18 protein-coding genes, 1 other RNA gene and 1 pseudogene are annotated in these 26249 nt (G+C 60.3%); 5 read left to right on the top strand and 15 right to left on the bottom strand.

Annotated features, from left to right (window positions below; all coding sequences use genetic code 11):
• Nucleotides 1-257 precede the first annotated feature (257 nt).
• The 4 genes from ompA to ssrA all read left to right on the top strand — a co-directional run bounded on the left by ompA (nucleotide 258) and on the right by ssrA (nucleotide 2913).
• On the top strand, nucleotides 258-974 hold the full coding sequence (gene ompA / locus SRAA_RS07145) for an outer membrane protein OmpA (protein WP_029461655.1): 717 nt from the start codon (nucleotides 258-260) through the stop codon (nucleotides 972-974).
• A 159-nt stretch (nucleotides 975-1133) separates the two neighbouring features.
• The gene (gene ubiG / locus SRAA_RS07150) at nucleotides 1134-1847 is read left to right on the top strand and encodes a bifunctional 2-polyprenyl-6-hydroxyphenol methylase/3-demethylubiquinol 3-O-methyltransferase UbiG (protein ID WP_029461654.1); all 714 of its coding nucleotides are present in this window, start codon (nucleotides 1134-1136) and stop codon (nucleotides 1845-1847) included.
• Nucleotides 1844-2512 carry an HAD-IA family hydrolase gene (locus tag SRAA_RS07155; protein WP_045475830.1) on the top strand — a complete coding sequence of 223 codons (669 nt, stop codon included), beginning with the start codon at nucleotides 1844-1846 and terminating at the stop codon, nucleotides 2510-2512. The genes ubiG and SRAA_RS07155 overlap by 4 nt, the downstream gene beginning before the upstream one ends.
• 12 nt (nucleotides 2513-2524) lie before the next feature.
• Nucleotides 2525-2913: a transfer-messenger RNA gene (gene ssrA, locus SRAA_RS12275) on the top strand.
• Nucleotides 2914-3237: 324 nt separating this feature from the next.
• On the opposite strand, the gene SRAA_RS07160 is transcribed toward ssrA, so the two are convergent.
• The 4 genes from SRAA_RS07160 to SRAA_RS07175 all read right to left on the bottom strand — a co-directional run bounded on the left by SRAA_RS07160 (nucleotide 3238) and on the right by SRAA_RS07175 (nucleotide 6780).
• On the bottom strand, nucleotides 3238-4332 hold the full coding sequence (locus SRAA_RS07160) for a hypothetical protein (RefSeq protein ID WP_045531745.1): 1095 nt from the start codon (nucleotides 4330-4332) through the stop codon (nucleotides 3238-3240).
• 173 nt (nucleotides 4333-4505) lie between these two features.
• Entirely contained in the window at nucleotides 4506-4934 is a 429-nt protein-coding gene (locus SRAA_RS07165) for a hypothetical protein (RefSeq protein ID WP_045531747.1), read from the bottom strand.
• Complete coding sequence (locus SRAA_RS07170; protein WP_045531749.1) at nucleotides 4931-6286, bottom strand: recombinase family protein; 1356 nt, start codon at nucleotides 6284-6286, stop codon at nucleotides 4931-4933. Before SRAA_RS07170 ends, SRAA_RS07165 begins: the two co-directional genes overlap by 4 nt.
• Nucleotides 6283-6780: a DUF2924 domain-containing protein gene (locus SRAA_RS07175; protein WP_045531751.1), complete on the bottom strand. Its 498-nt coding sequence runs from the start codon at nucleotides 6778-6780 to the stop codon at nucleotides 6283-6285. Before SRAA_RS07175 ends, SRAA_RS07170 begins: the two co-directional genes overlap by 4 nt.
• Nucleotides 6781-6842: 62 nt before the next feature.
• Here SRAA_RS07175 and SRAA_RS12855 point away from each other — a divergent pair.
• Nucleotides 6843-6956: pseudogene (locus SRAA_RS12855) on the top strand (glycoside hydrolase family protein); the annotation flags it as partial.
• Here the strand turns inward: SRAA_RS12855 and mcrC are convergent.
• The 11 genes from mcrC to SRAA_RS07230 form a co-directional block, all read right to left on the bottom strand.
• Entirely contained in the window at nucleotides 6945-8087 is a 1143-nt protein-coding gene (gene mcrC / locus SRAA_RS07180) for a 5-methylcytosine-specific restriction endonuclease system specificity protein McrC (RefSeq protein WP_045531753.1), read from the bottom strand. The pseudogene SRAA_RS12855 and the gene mcrC sit on opposite strands and share 12 nt — an antisense overlap.
• The gene (locus SRAA_RS07185; protein ID WP_045531755.1) at nucleotides 8087-10309 is read right to left on the bottom strand and encodes an McrB family protein; all 2223 of its coding nucleotides are present in this window, start codon (nucleotides 10307-10309) and stop codon (nucleotides 8087-8089) included. Before SRAA_RS07185 ends, mcrC begins: the two co-directional genes overlap by 1 nt.
• 12 nt (nucleotides 10310-10321) lie before the next feature.
• Nucleotides 10322-13312 (bottom strand): type I restriction endonuclease subunit R, encoded by a 2991-nt coding sequence (locus tag SRAA_RS07190; protein WP_045531757.1) that lies wholly within the window; start codon nucleotides 13310-13312, stop codon nucleotides 10322-10324.
• Nucleotides 13302-14495, bottom strand: coding sequence for a restriction endonuclease subunit S (locus SRAA_RS07195; protein ID WP_045531758.1), 1194 nt, complete (start codon nucleotides 14493-14495; stop codon nucleotides 13302-13304). The genes SRAA_RS07190 and SRAA_RS07195 overlap by 11 nt, the downstream gene beginning before the upstream one ends.
• A complete protein-coding gene (locus SRAA_RS07200; RefSeq protein ID WP_045531763.1) occupies nucleotides 14485-16161 on the bottom strand; it encodes a UvrD-helicase domain-containing protein in 1677 nt (558 codons plus the stop codon). The genes SRAA_RS07195 and SRAA_RS07200 overlap by 11 nt, the downstream gene beginning before the upstream one ends.
• On the bottom strand, nucleotides 16158-18062 hold the full coding sequence (locus tag SRAA_RS07205) for an ATP-dependent nuclease (protein ID WP_045531764.1): 1905 nt from the start codon (nucleotides 18060-18062) through the stop codon (nucleotides 16158-16160). The genes SRAA_RS07200 and SRAA_RS07205 overlap by 4 nt, the downstream gene beginning before the upstream one ends.
• The gene (locus SRAA_RS07210; RefSeq protein ID WP_231849263.1) at nucleotides 18059-19591 is read right to left on the bottom strand and encodes a type I restriction-modification system subunit M; all 1533 of its coding nucleotides are present in this window, start codon (nucleotides 19589-19591) and stop codon (nucleotides 18059-18061) included. Before SRAA_RS07210 ends, SRAA_RS07205 begins: the two co-directional genes overlap by 4 nt.
• Nucleotides 19592-19684: 93 nt before the next feature.
• Entirely contained in the window at nucleotides 19685-20917 is a 1233-nt protein-coding gene (locus tag SRAA_RS07215; RefSeq protein WP_045530664.1) for an IS110 family RNA-guided transposase, read from the bottom strand.
• Between the two features lie 111 nt (nucleotides 20918-21028).
• Nucleotides 21029-22705 carry a type I restriction-modification system subunit M gene (locus tag SRAA_RS07220; protein WP_231849264.1) on the bottom strand — a complete coding sequence of 559 codons (1677 nt, stop codon included), beginning with the start codon at nucleotides 22703-22705 and terminating at the stop codon, nucleotides 21029-21031.
• Between the two features lie 59 nt (nucleotides 22706-22764).
• Nucleotides 22765-24174 (bottom strand): DNA-processing protein DprA, encoded by a 1410-nt coding sequence (locus SRAA_RS07225; RefSeq protein WP_045531766.1) that lies wholly within the window; start codon nucleotides 24172-24174, stop codon nucleotides 22765-22767.
• Nucleotides 24171-26249, bottom strand: coding sequence for a RecQ family ATP-dependent DNA helicase (locus SRAA_RS07230; protein ID WP_045531768.1), 2079 nt, complete (start codon nucleotides 26247-26249; stop codon nucleotides 24171-24173). Before SRAA_RS07230 ends, SRAA_RS07225 begins: the two co-directional genes overlap by 4 nt.

Here is a 26249-nt window from a genome sequence, read left to right on the forward strand (position 1 = left end):
CCGCACGCTCGGTGTGAAGCGACCAACCACCCCAGCGACTGAGCTTCGGCTGCCCCGGGTCATTGCGTGAAGTCTGCTGGAATGCAAAGGCTGTTGCGATCGTGCAACAGTTTTGTATCGGACCCCGCGCCGTTGGCGCACCAGTTAGCGCGCGTGCATCGGGGTGCGGCGGGCTTGTGGCACAATGGTCGAACTTTCGGGCGAAGCTGCAAGGCTTCGGTTGATTTCCAGTTCACACCCTAATTAAGAGGAACGCAATGAAAAAACTGAACAAAATCGCTGCCCTGTTTGCCGCTGTCGCCCTGGCTTCCGTTGCGGGCATGCCGGCCCACGCCCACAACCACGGTGCCCCAGCTGCCGCCACGATCGACAACTGGCGCGCCACCGACGGCACCGTCTGGCGCAGCGCCGACCGCCTGTGCTGGCGCAACGCGAGCTGGACCCCGGCCACGGCCGCTCCTGGCTGCGATGGCTGGATCGTGCCCCAACCGGCTCCTGCTCCCGCTCCCGCACCGGCTCCTGCTCCCGCACCGGCTCCGGCTCCTGCCCCGGCGGCTGCTCCGGCTCCAGCACCTGCCGCCGCACCGGCTCCCGCCCCTGCACCCGCTCCAGTTGCAGCCGCACGCGTCACTTTCTCGGCCGATGCCTTCTTTGCCTTCGACAGCGCCGTGCTGCAGCCTGAAGGCCGTGCCCGCCTCGACGATCTGGTCGAAAAAATCGCCCCGATCAACCTCGAAGTGATCATCGCCGTCGGCCACACCGACGCGACCGGCGCCGCCGCCTACAACCAAGGCCTGTCCGAGCGCCGCGCCGAAGCCGTCAAGGCTTATCTGGTAAGCAAAGGCATCAGCGCCGACCGCGTGTACACCGAAGGCAAGGGCGAAACCCAGCCCGTGGCCGACAACCGCACCCGCGAAGGCCGCACACAAAACCGCCGCGTCGAGATCGAAGTGGTGGGCACCCGCCGCAACTGATCCCTGCCGAGCTTGGGTGGGTGCATCAGCCCCTGCCCTGCTCTCTTAAAACCGCGCTTTGGGCGCGGTTTTTTTATGCCCGGGCTTGTGATGCGGCTTGATGCCCGGGCGCAACGGCTGGTTTTTATTTTTTTGCCGCAGTCGGGCCATAATTCCACCATGGACAAAACCCTCAACGCCGATCCGGCCGAACTGGCCAAATTCTCCGAGCTGGCGCACCGCTGGTGGGACCCGGAGAGCGAGTTTCGCCCGCTGCACCAGATCAACCCCTTGCGGCTGGAGTGGATCGAAACCCTCACCCCGCTGAAAGACAAAACGGTGCTCGACGTCGGCTGCGGCGGCGGCATCCTCTCCGACGCCATGGCGCGCAAGGGCGCGCACGTGCTGGGCATAGACCTGTCCAGCAAGGCGCTCAAGGTGGCCCAGTTGCACGCGCTGGAGGCCGAAACGCCACGCGTGCGTTACCGCGAAGTCAGCACCGAGCAACTGGCGCTGGAGCAGCCCGGGCAGTACGACGTGGTCACCTGCATGGAAATGCTCGAACACGTGCCCGACCCGGCCTCGGTGGTGCGCGCCTGCGCCACCTTGGTCAAACCCGGCGGCTGGGTGTTTTTCTCCACCCTCAACCGCAACCCCAAATCCTTTTTGTTTGCCATTGTGGGGGCCGAGTACGTGCTCAATCTCTTGCCCAAAGGCACCCACGAGTACGCCAAGTTCATACGCCCCAGCGAACTGGTGGGGCACTGCCGTGCGGCCGGTCTGCAAGCGCAAGCCATGCGCGGCCTGCAGTACAACCCGCTCAGCCGCCGTTATTGGCTCAACGCCGACACCAGCGTCAACTACCTGGTGGCCACACAAAAGGCCGAAGCGTGAAGTTTGGCGGCATCCGCGCCGTGCTGTTCGACCTCGACGGCACCCTGATCGACAGCGCCCCCGACCTGGCTTGGGCGGCCGACCAACTGCGCCTGGCGCGCGGGCTGGAGCCGCTGCCCGTGGCGCACTACCGCCCCGCCGTGGGCACCGGAGCCCGTGGCCTGATCCACGCCGCCCTCGGCCTAGGGCCGGAACACCCCGAGTTCGAAGGCCTGAAACACGAGTTCTTCGACACCTACCAAGGCTGCATGAACCAGCGCACCCAAGCCTTTGAGCAGGTGAACGAATTGGTGGCCACCTTGCTCCAAAACGGCATGGCTTGGGCCGTGGTGACCAACAAGATCGAGCGCTTCGCCCTGCCCATCACGGCCGCTTTGCCGCTGTTTGCCAGTGCGGGGGCGGTTATCGGCGGCGATACCACCCCACACCCCAAGCCGCACCCAGCGCCGCTGCTGGAGGCGGCGCGCCGCTTGGGGCTGGCCCCAGAGCGCTGCATCTATGTGGGCGACGACCGGCGCGACATCGAAGCCGGGCGCGCCGCCGGCATGGCCACGGTAGCGGCGCTATACGGCTACATCGGCAGCGCCGACGACCCCCACACCTGGGGCGCCGACGCCGCCATAGAAAATCCGCTCGGGCTCTTGAACTTTCTGGAAATGCCTTAAACTAAGCTGTATGGGGCTGCATTGGTTTCGACGTGGGAACGGATGCGCTGCAGGGCATGTCGAGGTTCTGTCACCTCGTTAATCAGCAGAAAAAAAGTAACTGCAAACGACGAACGTTTCGCACTCGCCGCTTAACCCGGTGAGCCTTGCAACAGTTGGCCAATGGGCTGGGCAAGGGCGGTACAGGTAGCAATACCGGCACCGTCCAGGCTGCAAGGGAATCTACATAGGCTGGCCGGGGCGCGGGCAACTTGCGCAACGGTAAGACTCAAGGTTGCTGGCTGGATGCACAGCGTGTCGCTGCGCGGCGCACCCGGCGAGACCCAAATCAGACGACTACACATGTAGAACTGCTCACAGAAGGCTTGCGGACGGCGGTTCGATTCCGCCCAGCTCCACCAATAACAAAACCCCAACCGTTCTCGGTTGGGGTTTTTTCTTGCCCGATCGCGCCGGTTTCCGCGTGTTGTTGGGGGTTCCTGCGGAAGCCTGCGGACTTCGCCAACCGCCAGAATTGGCCGTTCCCGGCCTCATTCCACTCTCTCCTGGCCATTCCTCGCTTCGACCTCGCTCCCTGGAACTGGCCCGAAGTCCGCAAAGGCCCGAATTTCGAGCCATATATATCAACGAGTTACGCGCGGACGAATCAAGCGGTTGGATTGCAGCATTGGCTGCCGGAGTGGGCAAACGTCCCTAGCGCAAAGCCAGCAGTCTTACCGTGCGTTCTATTCGATCTGGTCAAACAGTTTCTGCGCAGCGAGCCTGGCAGCGGCGTCTTGTGCCGGAGCAAGCGGTTCAAGATCTACCCCGTCACGACCTGCGACGTAGGCTGGACCGCCGACGTCATCGTCGTAGTCCGAACCGTCCTCGTTGATGGCGTAGTGCGCGTCCCGAGTCAGATCCGTTCCGACCAACTGCGAGAGATACACCCACGTCCAGCATCGCTGTAGGTCACCTTGATCGTGTTCCTCAATGAGCTGGAGCATGGCGTCCGTATCTCCCCTCTCGGCAGCCAGCGTCAGCCAATGCTTGGCGTCTGAAGTGCGGCCCATGCGTTCTGCGATCGCCGCAATCGCTGCTGGGTCAGCATCGACGCCGTGGCGCGACTGCTCGAAGAAGGACGGATCGTCAAATCGATCCGCCAAGTCGAGAAGTGCATCCTGATTCCCCAGTCGACTGGCCTCCCTCAGGTGCCGCGAGTACTTCTCGGCTTGAGCGAGACGAGCCTCGTGGGCTTCGGCCCACTCCTTTTCCACCCCCGTCAGGACACGGCCCTGCTGCCCCTGGGAGTACCAATAGGAACTTCCAGCGTCCGGGTCGTCTTCATCGTCAGGGGCGTGTATCAGCGCCAGCGCGTAGTGAGCCAGGGCATTGCCCTTACTAGCCGCCGCAGCCAATCCATCTAGAAGGATCGGTCCGAACGCCTCGTCGGTAGGGTCGAATAGCTCATCCTCGTCGTATTCGAGCTCTTCGTCTTGGCTGGACGACTCCACTCTCAGTCGACTGACCAATGACGAGATGCTGGCGACACCGATCTGGCGCTCTGCCAGGAAAGATTCCAACGCCGACGACGCCAGAATCACGGTGTCAGGTTGAAACCCAAGCTCGATGCAACGCCGCTTGATGAGCGCACTTTGCGGGACCACCCGCCGGTCGTTCTGGCGAAGTTCCGTGAGCACGGTGTCAACGCCAAACGCGGCGTGAGAGTTGAAGCCGAAGGAAGCTGCCAACAGCTCGTAGACGTGGGCTCGCTTGAATGAGCCACCAGTGCTGGCCTGAAGGTGCTGCTGCGCGGAATACGCGAGTTCTTTGATTGTCATGACAAACCTTTCCTCAATGCCACGCCGATTTCGGGTCAGGCGCACACGTTTAAGTCCCCGACGACGAGGCTCAATAGAGAGGTTTTCAGTGACAGTGAGGCAACGCCTTTTTTTACTCGTGTGCAAGTAAGGTGGGCACCTGGGGCAATTTTACCCCTGTGTCCCCGCTCGGTCTACATGAGCCTGGCCCGCTGCTCATCCCACAGCGCTGGCGGATCAACCGCCAGATCAAACAGCGTGACGTGGTTCGGCAATACGTCGTCCAGGATGGCCGCCACGATGTCAGGTGCCAGCGTGGTCAGGTTGACCATCCGGCTGACGTAGCTGTTGTCGATTCCTTCCCGCGTAGCGATCTCCTTCAAGGACCTCGCCTCTCCTGACTCCAGCATTGCCAGCCAGCGGTGGCCCCTGGCCAGCGCCAGTTGGATGGAGGTCGGTGCTACGTCCCACGGTCTAACCGGCGCGGTTTCACCGTTTGGCAAGGTGACCAGCTTGCGGCCGCTGCGGCGTTTGATCTGGATCGGCACGGACAAGGTCAGCCTGCCGTCGCTGGTCTGCAGGATGTCGGGCTCGCCTGTCTTCTGGATGCGGATGTCGCTCATGCCAGTGCTTCCACTTGTTGCTCGACCGGCTCGGGGCGCAGCTCCAGCACCAGGCGTTCGATGCCATTTGCGCGTAGCCGCACTTCGAGGTCGTTGGGTGACACGATGACTTTCTCGACCAGCAGTTTCACGATCCGGGTCTGCTCGGCCGGGAACAGTTGATCCCAAATCGCGTCGAGCCGGGTCATGGCCACGGTGATCTTCGCCTCGTCCAAGGTTGGATCGAGCTTGATCGCCTGCGGCAGCATGTCGCCGAGTAGATTCGGGGCACGCAGGATCGCGCGCAATTGGTCGAGTACCGCCGACTCGAGTTCGGCGGCCGGCAAGCGCGGCAGGCCTGAGGCGCCCGCGTGCTCCTTGGCGTCACGCTGAGGCACGTAGTACCGGTAACGACGGCCATTCTTCTTGGTCGTGTGCCACGGCGACAATGCTCGACCATCGTTGCCGAACACGATGCCCTTGAGCAGATACGCCACGGTTGCCCGCGTTGCGTTGCCGCGCACCCGGCCATTGGTGGCCAGGATCGCGTGGACGCTATCCCACAGTTCGCGGCTGATGATGGGCGGGTGCTCCGCCTGGTACCACTGGTCCTTGTGCCGCAACTCGCCAAGGTAGGTCCGGTTGCTGAGGAGCTTGTAGATGTGGCCCTTGTCGATCGGTCTGCCCTCGCGGGTCTTGCCGTCTTGCGTGGTCCACGCCTTCGACGTCACGCCATCCAGTTTCAGCTCCTTGACCAGCGCCGTACTGGAGCCGAGTTCAACGAAGCGCTGGAATATGTGCCGGATCAGTTTGGCCTCGCGTTCGTTGGGCACCAGTCGGCGGTTCTCGACGTCGTAGCCCAGCGGTGGCACGCCGCCCATCCACATGCCCTTGCGCTTGCTGGCTGCGATCTTGTCGCGGATGCGTTCGCCGGTGACCTCGCGCTCGAACTGAGCGAAGGACAGCAGGATGTTCAGCATCAACCGACCCATCGAGGTCGTCGTGTTGAACTGCTGGGTGACCGACACGAACGACACGCCGTAGCGCTCGAACACCTCGACCATCTTGGAGAAGTCCGCCAGGCTGCGCGTAAGGCGATCGATCTTGTAGATGACCACCACGTCGATCTTGCCGGCCTCGATGTCCGCCATCATGCGGCGCAGCGCCGGACGCTCCATGTTGCCGCCCGAGAAGGCGGGATCGTCGTAGTCGTCGGCTACTGGAATCCAGCCCTCGGCGCGCTGGCTGGCGATGTAGGCATGACCGGCGTCGCGCTGGGCATCGATGGAGTTGTATTCCTGGTCGAGTCCTTCGTCGGTGGACTTGCGCGTATAGACCGCGCAGCGCATACGGCGCTTCAAAACTTCGCTCATCGTCCACCTCGCTTCTTGGTGGACGGCTTGGTCTTGGCATTGGATGGCGGCCTGAGCCCAAAGAACAACGGCCCCGACCAGCGCATGCCAGTGATCTCACGGGCGATCATCGAGAGGCTCGGGAACATGCGGCCGTGGAAGTCGTAATGGCCATCGGCGGTTGCGATCACCCGGTACTCGACGCCTTTGTATTCTCGGACCAGCACAGTGCCGGCGGCCGGACGGTAATCGCGGTCGCGCTTTTTCACCTTGCCGGTTTCCACCAGGGATTCGATGCGGCGCTGATTGCGATCCAGCAGGTTGGCATCGACCTTGCGGAACTCCAGCTCTTGCAACCGGTAGGCAATCCGGCGTTCGAGGAACTGACGGTTGTGGGTGGGCGTGTCGCCGCCGACCAACTTCTGCCAGAGGGCCCGGATCTCTGCCATGGGCAACTCGGGCAACCTGGCGATTTGTGCTGCCACCGATGGCGGCGTTGAAAGTGACGTGCTCATTTGGACTCCGTAGTTGTCTTGTTGACGGGGTCTGAATGAACGCGCTGGTTGCCAGATAAGCCAAGCAGGACTGGCATGCTGCGGGCAAGGAGCTGCGGCGCTGGGTGTATGGCGGTGGGAAAGTGCTGCCGGGCCTTGTCACACGGCGGGAGGCCGAAGTGGCGCTACTGCTGTGACCCAGGCGATTTCAGGGATGGCTCACACAAGCGCAGCAGTTGCGCTCGGATGTCCGCAGGAGTTGCCGTCAAATCCACAGTGGCAAATCGAATGGCGTGCCCCTGGATCAGCACTGTCTCGTCGACCATCTGGCCGATCGCGGGATGCAACAACAACCCACTCGCGTGATCTGCAAGCGCATCGCCGCACCCAACCTGGGATCGCAGATAGGCGTAGATCTGGTACACGTATCCGCTGCGCAGGGTTTCCTCACGGTACCAACCGCTCGTCACAATCGAGGTGAACTTGGTATCGATGACGATCCTCTGCACGGTTGACGGGTGGTCGAGCACGACATCAGTTCGCATCGTCGGCAGGATCTTGTCGATCCCCGCCGTCTTCTGCTCGATCTGCCAGCCCATCGTCCCGCCGCATAGCACCCGCCAGCCCTGCGGACTCAATACGACTTCGTAGAAGCCGCCCACCGCCCGCTCGAACAAACGGCGTACCCACGTCGCTTCTCTGTCCGGCAGAGAGAGCACATTCGCACCTGACGCCTCCGTAGGTAGCACTAGGTCGAACGCCAGCTTTGCGGCTGCCACCATGAACCGGTCGTCCGCATCGTTACGGCCGAAACGATCGGTGCTCATTTGGGCGCGGGTCGGTGCGTCCCCTGATACACCCATTGCCTTCATGCCACCCGCAAGTGCGCGGCACCGATGGGCAACGTCCTTCCTCTGAACGATCCTGGAGATGGACTCCAATGCTGCTCGTACGAAACGATTGCGTGGGGTGTCGATGGTGAGTTCGTCGAACCGGCACGCCACCAGGCCTCTATCCATCAACTGATGGCGTTCGGTGGTCAAGACGTCGATCCGGCCACGCACGCGATTGATGACTGCATCACGAGATCGATATCCAAGACTCAAGCGGCGACGCTGTCGCACCTCAACCGCGTGGGCAAGGATCTCCGCGACTAGATCCGGTAGATCGTCCGGGCGGTCTTCCAAGCCGATCTTGCCGATGCCGCGAGTGCGGAACAGGTCAGAGGCGTAGAGCATCAGCAGCCAGAGGTTGCGCACCGGAATGCGTCCGATGAACCCCTCAGCGCTCATGGATGCACTTTCCACCTGTTCTGCGACGGCGGTCATCACCAGCCCTGCGTCAGCCGTGCAATCGCCTTTTGTGCTTCGTCGGGCGCGTCGAACCAGTATTCATCCAGCAACGGGCCGATCTCCGTCTCCACGACCTGCTGGAACCACTTCTTCGTGTCTCCCGCCTCCAGTCGATGTGCGGGTGTCACATAGCTGTGACCAATCCGGAATTGCTTGCCAAGGCGCGCATCCGCCGCGATCTGGTCGTTTAGCTCGGCGATACGGCGCTCGATATCCGCGACCAAGCCCGGATCGACAGCGCAATCCTTGACCACCCAATCCCGCCAAACCTGGCCGAGTCTCGGCTCCAGCCCAACGAAAGCAAAGCGACGACGCAATGCCAGATCGACCAGTGCAAGCGATCGGTCGGCGATATTCATGGTGCCGACCACATAGAGATTCTCGGGAATATGGACGGGACGTCGTTTGCCGTCCGCATCCGGATAACAGAGTTCCAGCGCTTCGTTGGGCGTCCGTTTGCCCGCCTCAAGCAGCGTCAGCAACTCGCCGAAGATCTGCGCCGGGTTTCCGCGGTTGATCTCCTCGATTACCACGACAAACTTCGACGAAGGGTCCTTCGATGCAGCCTTGATGGCTTCCATGAAGACACCGTCCGCCAGCGACAACTTGCCTTCGCCAGTGGGGCGCCACCCTCGAACAAAGTCCTCGTAGGACAGGTTGGGGTGGAACTGCACTGCACGGACCCTGCTGTCGTCCTTCTGGCCCATGAGCGCGAACGCGAGCCGTTTGGCTAGCCAGGTCTTGCCCGTGCCCGGAGGCCCCTGAAGGATGAGGTTCTTTTTTGTGCGCAGACGATCGAGCAAGCGGTCAATCTCGGCCCGCTCCAGGAAACAGCCGTCCTTGAGGATGTCCTCCACCGAGTAGGGAACGATTGGCGCTGCCACCTGAAAGGCTTCGCGAACTTCACCTTCAGTTTCCTGTTCTGCTCCGGCATTGGTACCGATATCGCCAGCCGGCACAGGCTCGTCAACCGGATCTTTGTACATCCAGGACGCAAGCGACAAGTCCGGGAAACTGTGGACCGGATAGCCGTCTTCGCCGAAGCGCGAACGCAAATCGTCCAGCAGCTTCAGATAGGCCCGACCATCACATGGGCCTTGCTGACCACTGATGGCGACATTCAGGCCGAGCCGCTTGTTGATGTAGTGGCGCGACTGGCTATCCAGGGTCAGGAATTCCCACGGATGCGCCCAGTAGAGACCTGTCGAAAGGTTCCATGCGACACCCCATACTTGGGTTGCCTCGTCATAAGCCCGGATGAAGGCATCGCGAGTGTCCAACTGGTCGCCATCGACCATCTTGCTCGCGGCAACGAATACCTTCCATAGCGCGTCGATGTCGCCCGCACCACGCTTGTCGGCATAGGCGAAAAACCAGGAACGTTGGTTGTTGAGAACGGGAATGCCTTCGAATGAAGGCGGGACCGGCACCGTCACACCCAGCAACTTGGCAAGTTCGCCCGCGATGGTCTTGCGGTTGGCATCGGTCATGGACCGGTTAAAGGTGCCCATCGTGGTGAACGGGCAAATGTCCCGCAGCGGACCACTGGTTCCATCGGGAAACTTATCCTGGAGATAGGTCAGCCCCGGCACCCGGGACGCGATCTCGTGGATGCCCTCGATGAGCGGAGTTCGATCGTCTGCGTGGGCCAGCAGCTTTTCGGCTACTGCCTCGTAGAAGTCCGTCCACTCGAAGCGCTGCTTTTCTGGCGAAGTCGTGCCGTAACGCTCCCGCCAAAAGGGCTCGTTGCGAAAGCGATCCACATCCTGCGGCTTGCCGTCAAACGCAAATGCAATCAGCGCATCGTTCATCCATTCGCCGGGCAGCACGCGCCAGATCGTTGCTCGGTGAGTGTAGAAGTACCACTCCCGTACCGGCTCGACCTTGGCCCAGTCCACCTTCACCCGCTTCCCGTCGTTCAGGTTTTCGGTGATCGTGCCGACCGCCTTGATGCCCATAACCGAAACCGCTCGGCCTCGGCTATCGAAGGGCAGACCGTGCTTTCGCGTGTAAGACGACTTGATGGCGATCCGCTCTCCCGGGCGCATGGAACGCACCACATCGAGGAGCTTGTCGTCGTAGCCGTTCTCCCAAATTCCTTCTGCAAGAAATCGCGGCATCTGATCATCGGTACCGCCGTAGCTGGCGCCGACAAACCAGGTTGCATGCGGTGCACTATCTATCGTCTGAGTGGTCATCCCCCGCCCCCTTTAGTAATACTGCCGGATGTAGCTGTAGGCCTTCTCGAACAGCTCTTCATCCGCATGCAGCTTGTATTTGAAGAGCGCCTTTCGTAGCGCCTTCTTCACCTCGCGCTCACCAGCCTGCGTGCCTTGCCATCCGGGAAAGCGCACCAGTCGCACAATCTCGTCGATGTCCGCGACCACGCGTTCGACCATGATGGGCGTCTCAGAGGTCTTGACCTCGTTGAATAGCTCGGTGAGCGCCGCCTTGCCGCGATCCTCGTCCTCTTCGGGCGGGACCTCCTTCTCGGCTTGCAGCGTCTCCTTGGCGATTTCCAGTAGCTGCTTCAGAAATTCGACGCTGTTGATCTGGCCAGACTCGAACCGGTCTTTCAGCGCATCAAGCCGCTCCGACAGCTTCTTGAACTTGGGGTTGCCGCCATGCCCGCGCAGCCGGCGCTTGAGCTTGATCTCGATCTCCTTGGCCTTCTTCGGATCGGGGTTCGAGAGCACGGCCTCCAGCAGATCAGCGTCCAGCACCAAGGTGTCGAGGTCATCCCGCACGGCGTCCACATGCACGTTCTGGTGGATCAGCTCGATGGTCTTGGCGCCCAGCGAGTGCCAGATCAGCTTGCCGTGGCCACTGGAGGGCTGCACCGACTGGTACACCTGCGACAGCCACTTGTAGTCCTTTTCGAAGGGGCCCAGAACAGTGTCTGGTGACAGTGCCTCCCAGATCTTGTTGAGCACGCTGTACTCGGCGGCAAAGTTGTCGCGCACCTCATTGTTGGGCAGGCACTGCTGCGCGGCGATCAGGCCCTCATAACCCTGCAGGGTGCGGTCGCAGCCAGCGAAGAAGGCCAGACATTTCTGCATCGCCTCAGGCAGTTTGTCCTTCAGCTCCTGGATGTTGCTGACCACCTGCTTGACGCTCTGGTCGTCGAACTCCAGTGCCGCCGCCACGTCGTCGAAGATGCCGAGGTAGTCCACGATCAAGCCGTGGGTCTTCTGCTCGGAGTAGGTGCGGTTAACCCGGCAGATGGCCTGCAGCAACGTGTGGTCCCGCAACGGCTTGTCCAGGTACATGGCCTGCAGGATGGGCGCATCGAAGCCCGTAAGCAGTTTGGCCGTGACGATAATCAGCTTCAGCGGATCGGCCGGGTCGCGGAAGCGATCCAGCAGTCGCTCCTCTTCGTCGCGGCTTCGGTCGTAAGACGCGTACTCTGGATGCTCCTTCTTGTCGGACGCCTGCACCGACATGACGATGTCCGTGGCCTCTGGTGGCAGCAGCTTGTCCAACTCGGTCTTGAAGAGCAGGCAGGACTCCCGGTCGAAGGTGACGATCTGGCCCTTGAAGCCGTTGGGCTCCACCTTGGCCTGAAAGTGCTCGACGATGTCCTCGCAGACCTTGCGGATGCGCTCGGGCGTCTTGACCAGCACGGCCATCTTGGCGGCGGTCTTGGCGAGGTTGTCCTTGTCCAGATCCGACAGGCCGCCGGTCAGGTCTTTGTAGGCGGCATCCAGCGCAGTCTTGTCGATGTGCAGGTCGATCAGTCGGGGCTCGAAGTGCAGCTTCAGCGTGGCGCCGTCGCGGATCGACTCCTCGAAGCCGTACCTGCTCATGTAGCCCTTCTCGTCTTCGTCGGCGCCGAAGGCGTAGAAGGTGTTGCGGTCGGCACGGTTGATCGGCGTGCCGGTCAGGCCGAACAGAAACGCATTGGGCAGGGCCTCGCGCATCTTGCGACCGAGGTCGCCTTCCTGCGTGCGGTGGGCCTCGTCCACCAACGCGATGATGTTGCTGCGGTCGTTGAGGCTGCCTGTGGCCTCGCCGAACTTGAAGATCGTGGTGATGATGATCTTGCGCACGTCCTGAGCCAGCAGTTGCTGCAGCTTCTCGCGGCTGTCCGCCTTTTCCAGATTGGGAATGTCCGCCCCGGTGAACGTACCCGTGATCTGGCTGTCGAGATCGATCCGGTCCACCACGATCAGTACGGTAGGGTTCTTCAACCCCGAGTGCATCCGCAGCTTCTGCGCGGCAAACACCATCAACAGTGACTTGCCAGAGCCCTGGAAGTGCCAGATCAGCCCTTTCCTGGGGTAACCCGCCAGCACGCGCTCGACGATCTTGTTGGCCGCTTCAAACTGCTGGTAGCGGCAGATGATTTTGATGCGCTGCTTTTTCTTGTTGGTGGCGAATAGGGTGAAGCTGCCCAGGACATCCAGCACCACATGCGGCCGCAGCATGCTCTCGGCGGACAGCTTGAGCGACTTCAGCGGGTGGTGCTGACCATCCTCCCCATTGCCATCCAGATGCCACGGCCCCCAATCCTTGACGGGCAGGCCGATGGAGCCGTAGTGGTAGGCCTTGCCCTCGGTGGCCACCGAGAACACGTTACACACGAACAGCTCCGGCACGAACTTCTCATAGTCATCGTGCACCTGCACCGCAGCGTCGACCCAGCTGATGCACTTCTTGACCGGCGTCTTGGCCTCGATCAGTACCAGCGGCAGGCCGTTCACCAACAGCACCAGATCGGCACGGCGCTCGGTGGGGCCAGCACGGTAGGTGTACTGTTGGGTGACGATGTACTGGTTCTGCGCCAGGTCATCCAAGTCGATCAACCGCACCGGCACATGCTCATTGTTGTGGCCGAAGGGCATCGAGCGCTCACCACGCATCCACGCGGTCATTTCCTCGTTGGCGCGGATCAGTCCATCCGATCGCACGGACAGCACGATGGCGCGCAGCTTGTAGAGCACCTCGTCGGCGCGGTCGGGCTGGGCGGCAATCTCGGGGTTCAGGCGGATCAGTGCATCGCGCAGCCAGGGTTCGACCAGCACTTCCTGGATCTGGCGCGGCACCTCAGACGGAGCAGCGTAGCGCCAGCCGATGCCTTTGGGGCTGGGACCGTAGCTGGCTTGAGGTTCCTGGGCGGTGTTGGCCGGGACAGCCTTGACTGGGCCAGCGAGCAGATCGCGGACGTAGGCTTCGACGGTGTTTGATTCGTTAAATGCCATTTCCGCCCCCATTCTCAATCGACCTAAGCGCATGCAGTTTCAGGTTCTGTGCAGCCGTCTTGCGAGTAGAAATGTTCTTTCGAGCTGATCGAATTGCTCTCATCTCTGCCAGCAGATCATCCTGTTCTTCTACTTCCGGCACTTTGAGTGCGTGTTGGCGAATGTCAGCACCGTTTATTTTCCAGATTCCGTTTGTGGATTTGGCGCGCGAGATCAGACGGTTATGAGTGCTCTGGCTGTTCCACTGCAATACCGCAAACTCCGGCCTGATGATCTTCTCGTCAAACTTGAGTCGAATCAGCAGATCTGGATAGAAACACCCCTTTGGCACGACATCGACAAGGCCGCATCTGCCGGTGAGTAGCTTGTTGCCATTTCCACGAACAACAAGTACGTCGTTTGCCTTCAGTTCAAACGCAGCAGCTTCAGCATCGGATATCTCGGCGTACTTTGTATTGCCTTCGGCAACAATACGTCCATCCCGCACGGCGCCGATGCTGAGGGTTGGATATCCACGTTCGTCAGCATTTGCTTTCGGGGATAGACCGTTCTTTGGTCCGAGTGGAACGAGTTTGTCGACCGTGATGACACGATCAGCCGGTACTGAAGCAAGCGCGTCTTCAATTCGTGAGTTTTCTAGTGCTGTTGTCGCTAGGTCAGCTTCCGAAAGCGAAGCCAAGCAGCCTTCAATGGAGGTGAGAAGTTTGACGAGCCGATGCTGCTCATCCATCGGCGGGAGCATGAACTCAAAGTCCGCCAAACTCGTCCAGTTCGTGCGGGGGCTCAAGGAGCCCGCCGACGTACCCACAGCGTGCTCGAAGAAAGCATCGGTCTGGCAAATGAAGGGCAGTAACTCCGGCAGTAAGACCTGCGCATCCTTGGTCTCCAGCACGTAGATGTCGCCGGAACACACTCCAGAGAAATCTGCCACAGCCACCTTGCGCTGGTAAGCGCGTCGCTTGCCGAACAGCACCTGCCCAGGTTGAAACACGCTGGTGAAGGTTACGCCGTCAGCGACGTTGCCCCAACTGCGGATGCGCAAATCACCGGGTTCGAGGTGTTCCAGACCGACGTAGCGTTCAATGCCATCGGCCAACGGATCTTGGCTGCGGGCTTTCGAGAGGCGCACCACGTCGCCGAATTTCACCCAACGCCAGCCAGGTTTCAGAGATTCACTCTTCATTTTCTTTGCTCACAAACGGCATGACGTAACCAAAGAACTCCTGGTGTGGAGTCCGTTTTTCCTGCCAGCGATATGGATTGGAAGGCGGGGTTTCCCGGTGCTTGCTCATGGTGACAACCAGCCGCCGCTTCGCACGCGAAACACCTACGAAGAAACCGCAGCGTTCTTCGTCGGGCTTGCCCCAAAACGTCTGATTCTCAACTCCTAGAATGATGACCGAGTCGAACTCCAGGCCCTTGCTTTTGTGGATGGTCAGGATGCGCACCGCTTTGTCATCCGCAAAGCGTTCAAGCGCCTTAGGCAACTCGGGCTCAATTTTGAGCAGCTCTTCGATACGTGCTTTGGTGTCGCGCACCACCTCTTTCAGCCGATCTGGCGATTCGTAGTCAGGCGAGAGCGCTACCAAGGTTTCGCGGGGGATCTTGTTCAAAAATCCTCGCGCCGACTCCCACCAACCTGAGTAGGGCTCATCAATCAACTCCAGAAGTGAGGCGCTCTTGCGCTGTGCTTTGATCAGGCGATCAAAGTCCCGGCGGGTGTTGGCTTGGATTTCGTCATCGGCAAAAGGCACCAGCAAGTTCATCAGCCGCACCCATGCCTTGGGCTCACGCTTACCGTAAATGCAAGACAGATAATCGACCACCAAGCGCGCTGCGGGCTCGGTGGTGATGTCCTGCAATTGTTGTTCGTTGCGGTAGGGGATGCCTTTGGCCTCCAGCGCCGCAATCAGATGGTTGGCGTAGAGATCCGGTTGCTTTGAGATCAGTACGGCGATCTCCGAGTGCGGGACAAGTTCGTGATCAATCCACTCGGCAATTCGATCTGCTAGGTGCGCAGCTTCTTGTCGGCTGTCTTCGAAGCCCCAGGTGAGGACCTCTCCTTCATCCCCGGCAATTTGCTCTTCCGGCATGACCGATGCGAGGTCAAGCACGCGGATGACTTCGTTCTGCAAGCGCAGCAGTCGCGGCTTGGAGCGAAAGTTGCGGTACATGTTGAGAGGAGTCGCCGCAAAATCGGCTGCAAAGGTCTTAAAGATGCCATCGAGGGCACCGGCCCAGCCCATGATCTTCTGCTTGGTGTCGCCGACTGCCGTCAGTCGGATGCCTGTGCCTTGGAAGGCGAGCTTCACAAGCTCGTATTGTTTGTCTGTGCAGTCCTGAAATTCATCCAGGAAGACGTCGCTGTAGGTCTGGCGAATAGCGTTTCGGGCAAGCTTTGACTTCTGAAGAATCTGGATAGCGAGGGGGAGCAGATCACTGAACTCAATCTGCTTATGCGTGATCTTCGGGCTCCCAAGTATGTATCCTGGCTCAAGCGCATCCTTGCCGGTCAGTACAGGACGGAAGCGATCAATGATGCGTTTGGCAAAGGCATGGAAGGTGTAGCTGTCAAAGCGTGAAGCGAGATCAGCACCACAACGGCGCTGCACGCGTTCCTTCAGATTTTTGCTGGCATCAACCTTGAACGAAATCGCCAGAATCCGCTTGGGATATCTGCAGGTGCCTGTGCGCAAGAGGAAATCTGCGCGCTGCGCCAGCATTTCAGTCTTTCCAGCACCAGGCCCAGCCGTGAGTGCGAGGCAACGCTTCTGCTCTTTAACGGCAAGCAGCGCATTCGGTTCGAGCGTCAGCCCATCTGAAGGCTGCCAAGCGTCGATGGCAATCACTCGGGCAGCTCCGCCAGTTTGGCGATGACGGCATCGGCCAGCCTTCTCAGCGAAGCGGGCATGTTTGCCAGCAATTCTGCATCCGTCAGTTGGGCCAGTGCATCGATGTGGGCTGCCGGTTTGCTGCCGAGTTTGAACCGCTGGTGATAGGTGCTGAAAAGTTTCAGTTCATCTTCACTGTACTGGCCTGCGTCATGATGGCTTTTCCCAAGTACAGCCTTGATCGTTGATTCATCCGGCTCATCCTCTTCGACGCCGTAGGCATCGGGGAAGGAAAGCAGCATTGCAAAGTCGAGGTCCATGGGATACGAGAAGTACACGCCTCTTTCCTCAAGCTCCTCAAGATAGTTGTCGTAATCCCGAACCATGTCTGTTGTTGAATCCCACTTTGGGATGCCGTGGCCTTTGGGCAGCTTCTGTTCTGGCCGAAACTTTCCAAGTTGATCATTGACGTACTTGATCCGCCCCCAGCCAGCGGCGTAACGAGCTACATCCAGATCAAGCAGTGTCAGATATGGGATTTGCAAAGCCGAGAGCAGGCGCCAGAAGTGATTGACGTGCCTGCCCCCCAGAGGCGCAATCGTGACTGCTGATTCATCAACTGGCGCGCCTTTGATCTGCAGCAGGCGTGGCAAAACGATCTCTTCGCTATCGCCTTCGCCCAAGACGACCAAGCGCGAGAAATAGATCTCCGGAAATGCTTGGACGGCTTCCCGCACGAATTTGTGTGCTTCGTCCGTGCTTTCGGGCAACTGAATGTGTGTGACGCGCGATGTTCGCTCTTGGGTTAGCCGCAGATACCGGATGCGTTCCGGAGCAACGCGACGCAGCATCGACGGCGCGTGGGTGGCAATCAGTGCTTGTGCGTCGCCGTCGCCCGTCATGCTGTTGAGGGCACTGACGATTCGCCCAAGGTAGTGGGGCGATAGGCTGTTTTCTGGCTCTTCGACCGCTACCACGGTAAACACGGGTGGGCGTAATTTGACTGCGTCGAATGACTTGTCTTCTTCAGCCAGAACAGCGCGTCCGATGGCCTGCGAAGACAGCACAAGCGACAGATACAGCATTGACTTCTGGCCGTCACTCAGTCGCGAGAAATCGACCAGCTGCTCGTCATGGCCTGGAGTGAAAGACACCGACATGTGGCGCAACAATGACTCGATCTCGGACGCTACAAAAGTGAGCTTTGGGTCCGCAAAGAAGCTGCCCTTGTGCAAAGCGCTCCATGCCGTTTTCAAGCTTGTGCTGAACGCATTGATTGACGGATTTGCCGCCAGGCTGTCGCTGATTTGATCGGTCAGACCCTTGATGACAGTTCGCTCGGCATCCCAGGTCACCGCACGCAGCATGCGCCCGAGCAATGCATTGGCGCCGTAGGCAATGTGATCAGCAGGATCACGGCGTGCGGGCAGATAGTGGACGTGGATATGGTTGCGTTCAGATCGGGGCACTTGTGCGATGGTCAGTGGCGAACCATCAGCATTGATGTCCAACACATAGACCATGTTCTCCTCTATGTCCCCATCCATCCCCATGGTGGCGCTAAGGCGAAAACGCACACGAGGAGTGCCATCAACTTCGTAAAGGCGCATGTGGCCGAAATGAGGTGCAACAGTGCTGTTGTCCTTGTCTTCGACGAGTTCTGGGAACAGAAAGTCGGCCTCGATCCAGAGCTGACGCTCGGCGGGTGGAGCCTCCTCGTTGAATGGGACATGAAAGTCCGAGCGTAGGATTCGGCGCAGTGATGGATCGAATGCGAAGAAACGACACAAGGCCTGCAGCGCCGCTGTTTTGCCGGACCCATTGGGCCCGATGAGGTAGGTAATCTCCTCAAGCGCAACCTCGGTCGGCGCCTCACCGAAAGATTGGAAGTTCGACAGCCGGATCGTTTGGAGCTTCATTGCGTATCCTTAGCCATGGAAAGCCCATCCAGCGTTTCCACCAACGTGTCCATCTGTTGCCAGAAGACGCGCCCATCGGTTTGCCATTGGTCCCAGGCCGAGCGCAGCGTTACGGCCTCGCCATTGCTGTCGGTGGCGACTGCGGCGGCAATGCGCTTCACGTACACAGGGATCGAGAGGTTGCCCGCATTGGCACCGATCTCGTCCAGGGAGGCGACCTTGGCGAAACCGGGCACATCAGCAAAAATTTTGTAAGCGGTCAGGATGCGCTGTTGGTGCTCGGGTTTCAGGAAGCTCTGCGCGCGTTCGCGGGTCACCTCATTCACCGCGTCGATGAAGATCACCTTGCCCTTGCGCGCAGCCGTTTTTTTGCGGTTGCAGATGACGATGCACGACTCCATCGGGGAGTTGTAGAAAAGGTTGGGGCCCAAGCCGATGACGGCCTCGACCCAGTCCTGCTCGACCATCTTGGCGCGCATGGCCTGTTCTTCGTTACGGAACAGCACACCGTGGGGCCAGAGCACGGCACTACGCCCCTTGGTGGTGAGGCTGGTCAGGATGTGCTGCTGGAAGGCGTAGTCGGCGCGGCCTTGCGGCGGCGTGCCAAGGGAGTTGCGGCCCCACTTGTCACTGCTCCAGGCCTCGCGGTTCCACTGCTTGATGGAGTACGGGGGGTTGGCCAGGATCACGTCGAACTGGCGCAGGCGATCGCCTTCGATGTGTTTGGGTTCGGCCAGGGTGTCACCCCGGATGATCTCGAAGTCCTCCACGCCGTGCAGGAACAGGTTCATGCGAGCGATGGAAGAGGTAATGAGGTTGCGCTCCTGCCCGTAGAGCTTGAGCGTGCGGTACTCGCCGCCCGAGCGCTTCACTTCGTCCAGCGCTGAAATCAGCATGCCGCCGGTGCCGCAGGTAGGGTCGTAGATCGACTCGCCTGCCTGTGGCGCCAGGAGTTGCGTCATCAGGTGCACAACGGTGCGGTTGGTGTAGAACTCGGCCGCCGTGTGGCCGGAATCGTCCGCGAACTTCTTGATCAGATATTCGTAGGCGTTGCCCAACTCGTCCTCGGGGACGTTGGCCACCGACAGCGTCTGGGTGGAGAAGTGCTCGATGAGATTTTTCAGCGTTTCATCTGGCAGGCGCTCGCGGTTGGTCCAGGGTGCATCGCCGAAGATGCCATCGAGAAGATCCGGGTTGGCGGTCTCGATAGCGCGCATGGCTTTCTGAATGGCTGCGCCCACGTTCTTGGGTGCCTGGCGAACATCGTTCCAATGGGCACCTGTAGGGATCTGAAAGCGGTGGTTCTCGGCAAACTGCGCGTAGGAGAGGTCGCCCTTCGAGTTGGCCAGGGCCGCTTGGTATTCCTCCTCCCACACATCCGACACGCGCTTGTAGAACAGCAGCGGGAAGATGAACTGCTTGTAGTCGCCGGCGTCGATGAGGCCGCGCAGCAGCACGGCGGCGCCCCAAAGGTAGCTTTCGAGTTCTTGTTGGCTGATGCGTTTACTTGGGTGACTCATTTCAGCCATCCCCCTTTTAATGTGGAAGACACCCCACCAGCAGCCGAGACTCATCCTGACCTCAGGCTGGCCGGGGCCGCGAGATCAGCGGGTAGGTCAGCCTCAGGCGGCTGCGGCTGCGGGATTGGTGATGAAGCCGTGTTTGAGCAGCATCTTCATCCAGCGTGGGGCGTTGCGCTCGACGTTGAGCGCCTCATAATCAACCTCCTTGTCCCGGTAGTGGGTGCCATGGGTGAGCATGGCGTAGATGGTGCGCAGCATCTTGTGCGCCAGCGCGATGATGGACTTCTTGCGCCCCTTGCGGATAGTCAGCGCATCGAACTTGGCCTTGAGCGCACAGCGCGTTCGAGCCGCAGCTTGGGAAAACTCGCACAACAGCCTTCGCACCCAAGCGTTGCCCTTGCGGATGCGCCCGCACTTGCGCTTGCCCGCGCTCTCGTTGTTGCCCGGGCAAATGCCGACCCAGCTAGCCAGGCGCTCAGCGCTGCCAAAGACGCTCATGTCTGCGCCAATCTCTACCAGCAGCATGGCCGCGCCCTGCTCGTCGATGCCGGGAATGGTTTGCAGCAGCGTCAGTTGCGCCCGCCAGGGCCGCAGACCTTCGAGCAAGTACCGATCAAAGCCCGCTATGCGCCGCTCCAGAGACTCGATGTGCTGCATGATCTCATCGGCTACGAAGCGGTGCGCGGCGCTGAACTGCTCGGTGCATAGGGCCTCGAACAACTCGTCTCGGCTGGCACGCAGCCGCCCCTTGTGATCGAGCACCTCGTGCATGGGCTGGCCGACAATCAGCGCCTTGATCATCGCACGCGCACTGCTGCCGTGGATGTCGGAGACCAGCACGTTGAGGCGAATGCCCGCATCCACCAGCACCTTGTGCAGCCGGTTCTTCTCGGCGCTGCACATGCCCACCAGCTTTTGCCGCTGGCGTGCAACCAAGCGCAGTTGGCGCATGAGCTGGGGAGGGATGAACGAGGCGCGCAGCAGCCCCGCACGCGCCAGCGTGGCCAGCCACTGCGCATCGGCCATGTCGGTCTTGCGACCGGGCACGGCCTTGACGTGCCTTGCGTTGACCACCCAAGCGATGATGCCCACCGCCTCCAGTGCCGCAAACGGGCTCTTCCAGTACACGCCCGTGCTCTCCATGACCACTACCTCGGGTGCGATTTGCAGCGCCCACTGCGCCAAGGCGCGCCGATCACGCTTGAAGGCACCAAAGTCGCGCTTGGTCACCTGCACGCGGCCGTCATCGTGCTCGACGACGGCACACGCGGTGATCTTGGCTTGGTGAACATCGAGCGCGAGCACGCGCTTGTGCATCGGGGTCAAATCCATTGCATCTCTCCTAGCAGCTTGAACGATAATCACAAGCGTGCAGGGCAAGCATGGGTGCCGCAGACCAACGGCCTGCCGGGCAAGCCCGGCGGCTCCATTTAATGTGGGCTGTCAGGCATGCACTGATCCGACTGGGTCAGGGCAGCGCCCGCAGGCAATCCAGGGTACGAGTGGTCGGCGGCGGGTCAAGTTAGGAATCGCGGTCAATGTGCCATCAAAGGTTTGACCGACCTCTACCCAAGCTCGCCCGCACACCCCCTCAGTGTCTTCCATCGTCCGGGGTGTCGCGCAGGATTCATGAGAGTTAGTCATGACCTGCGCGAGCCGCTCTTCGGCTTCACGGCAGCGGGTGAGCGCGTCCTTGAATGCCGCGATAGCATCGGGCAGCGGTGGGATGTCTTCCTGCAATGGCGGCAGGACATAGCGCGAAATGTTCAGCGTCCAGTCCTCGGCTTTGATCTCGTCGAGACCGACCACGCGGACCGCGTCCTGCACATCGGCAAAGCCGCGATACCAGCCGAGGATCTCGGCGGCGTGCTCGGGCTCCAGATAGTTTTGCGCGCGCCCCCGGCGGAACAGGCGTGACGCATCGGCGATCAGCACCTTTTTTTTGTGCTTGACCGGTTTGCGCTTGCGCAAGACCAGGATGCACGCGGCCAGGCCGGTGCCGTAGAAAAGGTTGGGCGCCAACCCGATCACGGCCTCAACCAGATCCATCTCCAGCAGTTTCTGGCGGATGCTGCCTTCCACACCTTTGCGGAACAGTGCGCCCTGGGGCAACACCACTGCCATCCGGCCGCTGACGTCGGCCATCGACTTGACCATGTGCTGCACCCAGGCGAAGTCACCGCTGGATGAGGGTGGCAGGCCGGCAAAGTTGCGGCCAAAGGGATCGTTCAGCCACAGGTCCTCGCCCCACTTTTCCAGCGAGAACGGGGGGTTGGCGATCACGCAGTCGAATGTGGCCAGTCGGTCGACCTCGAAGAAGGCCGGGTTACGTAGGGTGTCGCCACGCACCACCTGGAAATCTTCAATGCCGTGAAGGAACAGGTTCATCCGTGCGATGGATGAGGTGGTGAGGTTCTTCTCTTGTCCGTACAGCTTGCCCCACAGCCGCTTCACGTCGCCATGCTGTTCCTTCACGTGCTGCACGGCGGCCAGCAACATGCCGCCGGTACCGCAGGCCGGGTCGTAGATGGTCTCGGCTTCTTTGGGATCGAGCATGTCGATCATCAGCCGCACGACGCTGCGCGGGGTGTAGAACTCGCCGGCCTTCTTGTTGGTGGCGTCGGCGAACTTCTTGATCAGGTATTCGTAGGCGTCGCCAAGCAGATCCGAGTTGACGTTCTTGTTGCCAAACGGCAGCTTGGAGAAGTGCTCGATCAGGTCCTTGAGCAAGGCATCAGACAGCCGATCCTTGTTCGACCACTGGGCATCGCCGAACACGCCGTACAGGGTGTCGGGGTTGGCTTTCTCAATCTCGCGCATCGCGCGCTGAAGGGCCGTCCCGACATTGCTGGCCTTGGTGCGAACGTCGTTCCAGTGGCAGTCTTCCGGGATCTGGAAGCGGTGCGACTCCGGAAACCAGGCCAGTTGCTCGTCGCCGGTCTCATCAACAATCTCCTGGTATTCCTCATCCCAGACGTCGCAGATGCGCTTGAAGAACAGCAGCGGGAAGATGTAGGTCTTGAAGTCGGCCGCATCCACCGGGCCGCGCAGGATGTTGGCGGATTCCCAGAGGTGGCCTTCGAGTTGGCTGAGGGTGATTTGTTGGTCGCTCAAACGCATGGCCCTTCTATATCGATGCCGTCGCACTGCGGCTTGTGTTCTTGTTTGGTCTTCATCGGTTACTCGAACAGCCGCTTTTGCTTGACGATGTAGCCCGCAGGCTTCTTCTGTTTTTCTAATACGCCTTCGTCGACCAGACGCTGCAACCATGCCTTGGCCTGCGCGTTGGAAACGTCCAGCGCGGCTGCCACTTCGGCGTCCTTCATCGGCGCACTCAAGAGTTGCTGAATCGCTGCGCGCACGGCAGCGAAGAGCACTTCGGCAGGGGTCGATTCCGGCTGCGCAGGCTCCTTGGCCTCGTCTAGCGGCGCCACCGCCTCTGGCGTGACTGGCGGCAGTTCTTCCAATGCCGCAGCGGGTGGCTGCGCATCGGAAACAACGTCGACCGGTGCCGATGGCTCGCTCGCGGCCTGGGGCGCTGGCGCGGCGTCGCGTGGCACGGGCGCCGTTGGCTTGGTATCAGCCGACGATGGGTCTTCGTTCGAGAACAGCGCAAAACCAACCTGTGGGGAGGCCGTCGGCGTCGCCATCGCCACGTTGAACACGTCCTCGAAGGAATCCACGTCTTGCGGGTTCGGCCAGGAAAGTGCTCCCTTCTTTCGCAAACCATCCAGTCCGGCGGAAGACTCACCCGTCGATCGAATGAAGACTGGAACAAACTTGAGTTTGTCGAGCTGCTCGACAGCACCCGTCCAAGTACCGCCTTTGTTTAGGTCGGAACTGACCACCAGCGATGTGTCTGCCAACGCATAAATCAGCTTGTTCCGCTGCATGGCGTTGCCGACATTGAACCCGGCACTCGGGTCGTAGGGCGAAATCAGCACCAGTTGGCCATCGAGCAGCAGGTTGCGGTGCTCGCGGTTCATGGTGGTCTTTTCCAGACTGTCCGCCAGCACGCCACAAACTTTTCCACCCCCCTCAAGCGCGCCACGCATGGCGGCCTGGTCGATGCCCTTGGCGCCACCGGAGACAAGCGTTCTCCCTGCGCGAGCAGCGAGCCGGCCAACTGCGATTGTGTAGTCGATGAGGGCGTCGTCCACATGGCGCGATCCGACGACGGCAAGCCCACCAGTTTCGAGCAAAGCCATGTCGCCACAGCCGTAGAGCACTGCCGGCGCATCTTCACGAAGGCGCGTTTTCAGGCGACGCGGATACTCAGCATCAGCGCGGCTGACCACCCAAATGGCGCGTGCCTGCCAGCGCTCGATCACTTGGCTCAGCAGGAATCCGCGCCCCAACAATTTCTGCAGGCGGCTCTCGTCAATCACCGGCTGGCACGCACGCAGGATTTCAGCCGCGTCCGGCGAGAGGAGATCCGCAGGCTGACGCTGGATCTCGCGCAAATGACGCGCGAGACGTTTGTATTCACCAGGCGAGAGCAGATCCGATGACGCAGTGCCGCGTCCGGCAATGAGCGGCGCAGTCAGCAGCAGGATCGCCTGGGTGTTGGGTGAGAGGACTGGCGTCATTCGTCGTGCCCCGTCTGTGAAAGGGCCATAGGCCAAACCGCGCCACTACCGCTTTTGCGCAGCAGCCATGCAGACACCGTGAGCGTCCAGCGCGAGTCGACCATGTCATCAACCAGGAGGACTGGTCCGGGAGGAATGGGTTGACCATTGAGTGCGAGCGAACCATCAATGTTGCGCGCCTGTTGTGTACTGTTTGCCATCGTTTTCTGTTCGGGCCTTGCGTCTGTTTTTGCGATGACCATATGAAACGGCAGACCCAGCGCAGCAGCCAAGCGTTGCGCGAAATTCGGCACCAATTCGGGATGCCGAAGCGAAGGAACGCAGGTCACCCAGGTCGGGCTCGGCTGCGGATTCCACTCTTGAATCATCTTCACGCACGCAGCAACGAGGTCATCGGAAAAGTGGCCGTCGTGGTACTTACCCTGTCGAACCAAGCCGCCCCAACCGGCATCGCCCCAGACGCAGAGGGCTTTGCCTGGCTGCGCTTGATAGGGAATGGTGGATGCGGTGTGAATTCCGTACTGCGGCATTCCCCCCACGGGCCATTTTTTGCGAGGCTCGATGGGCAGACTTGTGCGACAAAGAAATTCCTCGGCTTCCCGAACCAGCAACTGATCTACGTCTTCTGACAGCGGCGGCAACGACGGTGGGCTGACGGTGCTTGAATCGCCATCAAGCGCATCAATCAGAAAGCCCATGTGCTGCCCGAAAGGCCGAGAGACGTATTCCTGCATTTGCTGGAGCTCGGCACGCCTCAATTTGGTGAGCCGGTCTGCTCGCGCCCAGAATTCGTCTCCTAGCTCGGCTGCAGTAAGTTGCCACTTCGTACCTTGCTTGGCGATCGGCGCTGGAGATTCGAGAGACAGTGCCGTGATAGTCTTCTCGATGCGACCTTTGCTCATGTTCACGCAGGTCATGAGGTCAGGTATTGAAAGTCCTTCCGGTGCCTCATTAAGAGCCCCCAGGACATCGTCTACCTCTTGGCGAGTTGGGAACGCGCTACGGATAAACCAGTCGGTAATTCCTTCTTCTTCATCTCCGCTCAAGAGCACGCCATATGCAGATTCCAGCGCTCTTCCTGCGCGCCCTACTTGCTGGTAATAGGCGACAACTGAGCCGGGCATCTGAAAATGGATAACGAATGCCAGATCCGGCTTGTCGTAGCCCATACCCAATGCGGTTGTCGCTACAAGTGCCTTAACCTTGTTCTCCTGCAGAGCCTGCTCTAGCTCCTCACGCCGATCACCTGTCTTACCTGTATAGGCCTCTACAGCAAAGCCCTGGGCCTTGAGCCAATCCGCCAGTTGATTGGCATCTCGGATAGTGAGTGTGTAAATGATGCCGTGCCCTGGAAGTGAACTGAGTTGCTGCGCGATCCATGCCAGACGGACAGCCTGACTGGGTAAACGCATCGTTTGCAGCGTCAGAGAACTTCGATTCAGGTCACCGCGCAGCACCTTCATGTTGGGGCCGAGCACAGCCACAAGGTCTTCCATAACGCGATCGTTTGCTGTTGCTGTTGTGGCCAGCAGCCGCAGATTGGCTGGAAGCGTTCTGGCGATACGTTCCAGCAGTCGGTAGTGAGGACGGAAGTCGTGACCCCAATCGGAAATGCAATGGGCCTCATCGATAACCATCAGCGAAATCTGCCCTGCGATACCAGCTAGAACCTCTGTGTTAAACCAGTCGTTACCCAGCTTTTCTGGCGCTATCAGCAGAATGTCTACTTCGTTTCGACGCAGCTTGGCTTCAACCGATTTCCATTCATCCTGGTTATCGGAGTTGATGGTGGCGGCGCGAACCCCCATCCGTTCTGCCGCTGCGATCTGGTTTCGCATCAGCGCCAGCAGCGGCGAGATCAATAACGCCGGGCCGGCTCCAGCTTCCCGCAGCAACTTGGTCGCGATGAAGTAGACAAAGCTCTTGCCCCACCCGGTCTTCTGCACGACCAGCAAGCGGCCTTTGCCTTCGACGATGTGACGAATGGCATCTTCTTGGCCGTCGCGGAAAGTGGCATCGGCGCGTCCGGAGCCGATGCGGAGAAGTTCCAGCGCGCGTTTTGGGTCGTAGGCCAC

Source organism: Serpentinimonas raichei, assembly GCF_000828895.1.
Lineage (GTDB): Bacteria > Pseudomonadota > Gammaproteobacteria > Burkholderiales > Burkholderiaceae_C > Serpentinimonas > Serpentinimonas raichei.

Coding starts and splice junctions, on each gene's coding strand:
- SRAA_RS07165 (WP_045531747.1), bottom strand. CDS start 4,934: ATGAGCGACATCCGCATCCAGAAGACAGGCGAGCCCGACATCCTGCAG.
- SRAA_RS07185 (WP_045531755.1), bottom strand. CDS start 10,309: ATGACCACTCAGACGATAGATAGTGCACCGCATGCAACCTGGTTTGTC.
- SRAA_RS07195 (WP_045531758.1), bottom strand. CDS start 14,495: ATGAAGAGTGAATCTCTGAAACCTGGCTGGCGTTGGGTGAAATTCGGC.
- SRAA_RS07220 (WP_231849264.1), bottom strand. CDS start 22,705: ATGCGTTTGAGCGACCAACAAATCACCCTCAGCCAACTCGAAGGCCAC.
- SRAA_RS07225 (WP_045531766.1), bottom strand. CDS start 24,174: ATGACGCCAGTCCTCTCACCCAACACCCAGGCGATCCTGCTGCTGACT.
- SRAA_RS07190 (WP_045531757.1), bottom strand. CDS start 13,312: ATGGCATTTAACGAATCAAACACCGTCGAAGCCTACGTCCGCGATCTG.
- SRAA_RS07215 (WP_045530664.1), bottom strand. CDS start 20,917: ATGGATTTGACCCCGATGCACAAGCGCGTGCTCGCGCTCGATGTTCAC.
- SRAA_RS07210 (WP_231849263.1), bottom strand. CDS start 19,591: ATGGCTGAAATGAGTCACCCAAGTAAACGCATCAGCCAACAAGAACTC.
- SRAA_RS07170 (WP_045531749.1), bottom strand. CDS start 6,286: ATGAGCGAAGTTTTGAAGCGCCGTATGCGCTGCGCGGTCTATACGCGC.
- mcrC (WP_045531753.1), bottom strand. CDS start 8,087: ATGACCGCCGTCGCAGAACAGGTGGAAAGTGCATCCATGAGCGCTGAG.
- ompA (WP_029461655.1), top strand. CDS start 258: ATGAAAAAACTGAACAAAATCGCTGCCCTGTTTGCCGCTGTCGCCCTG.
- ubiG (WP_029461654.1), top strand. CDS start 1,134: ATGGACAAAACCCTCAACGCCGATCCGGCCGAACTGGCCAAATTCTCC.
- SRAA_RS07205 (WP_045531764.1), bottom strand. CDS start 18,062: ATGAAGCTCCAAACGATCCGGCTGTCGAACTTCCAATCTTTCGGTGAG.
- SRAA_RS07160 (WP_045531745.1), bottom strand. CDS start 4,332: ATGACAATCAAAGAACTCGCGTATTCCGCGCAGCAGCACCTTCAGGCC.
- SRAA_RS07175 (WP_045531751.1), bottom strand. CDS start 6,780: ATGAGCACGTCACTTTCAACGCCGCCATCGGTGGCAGCACAAATCGCC.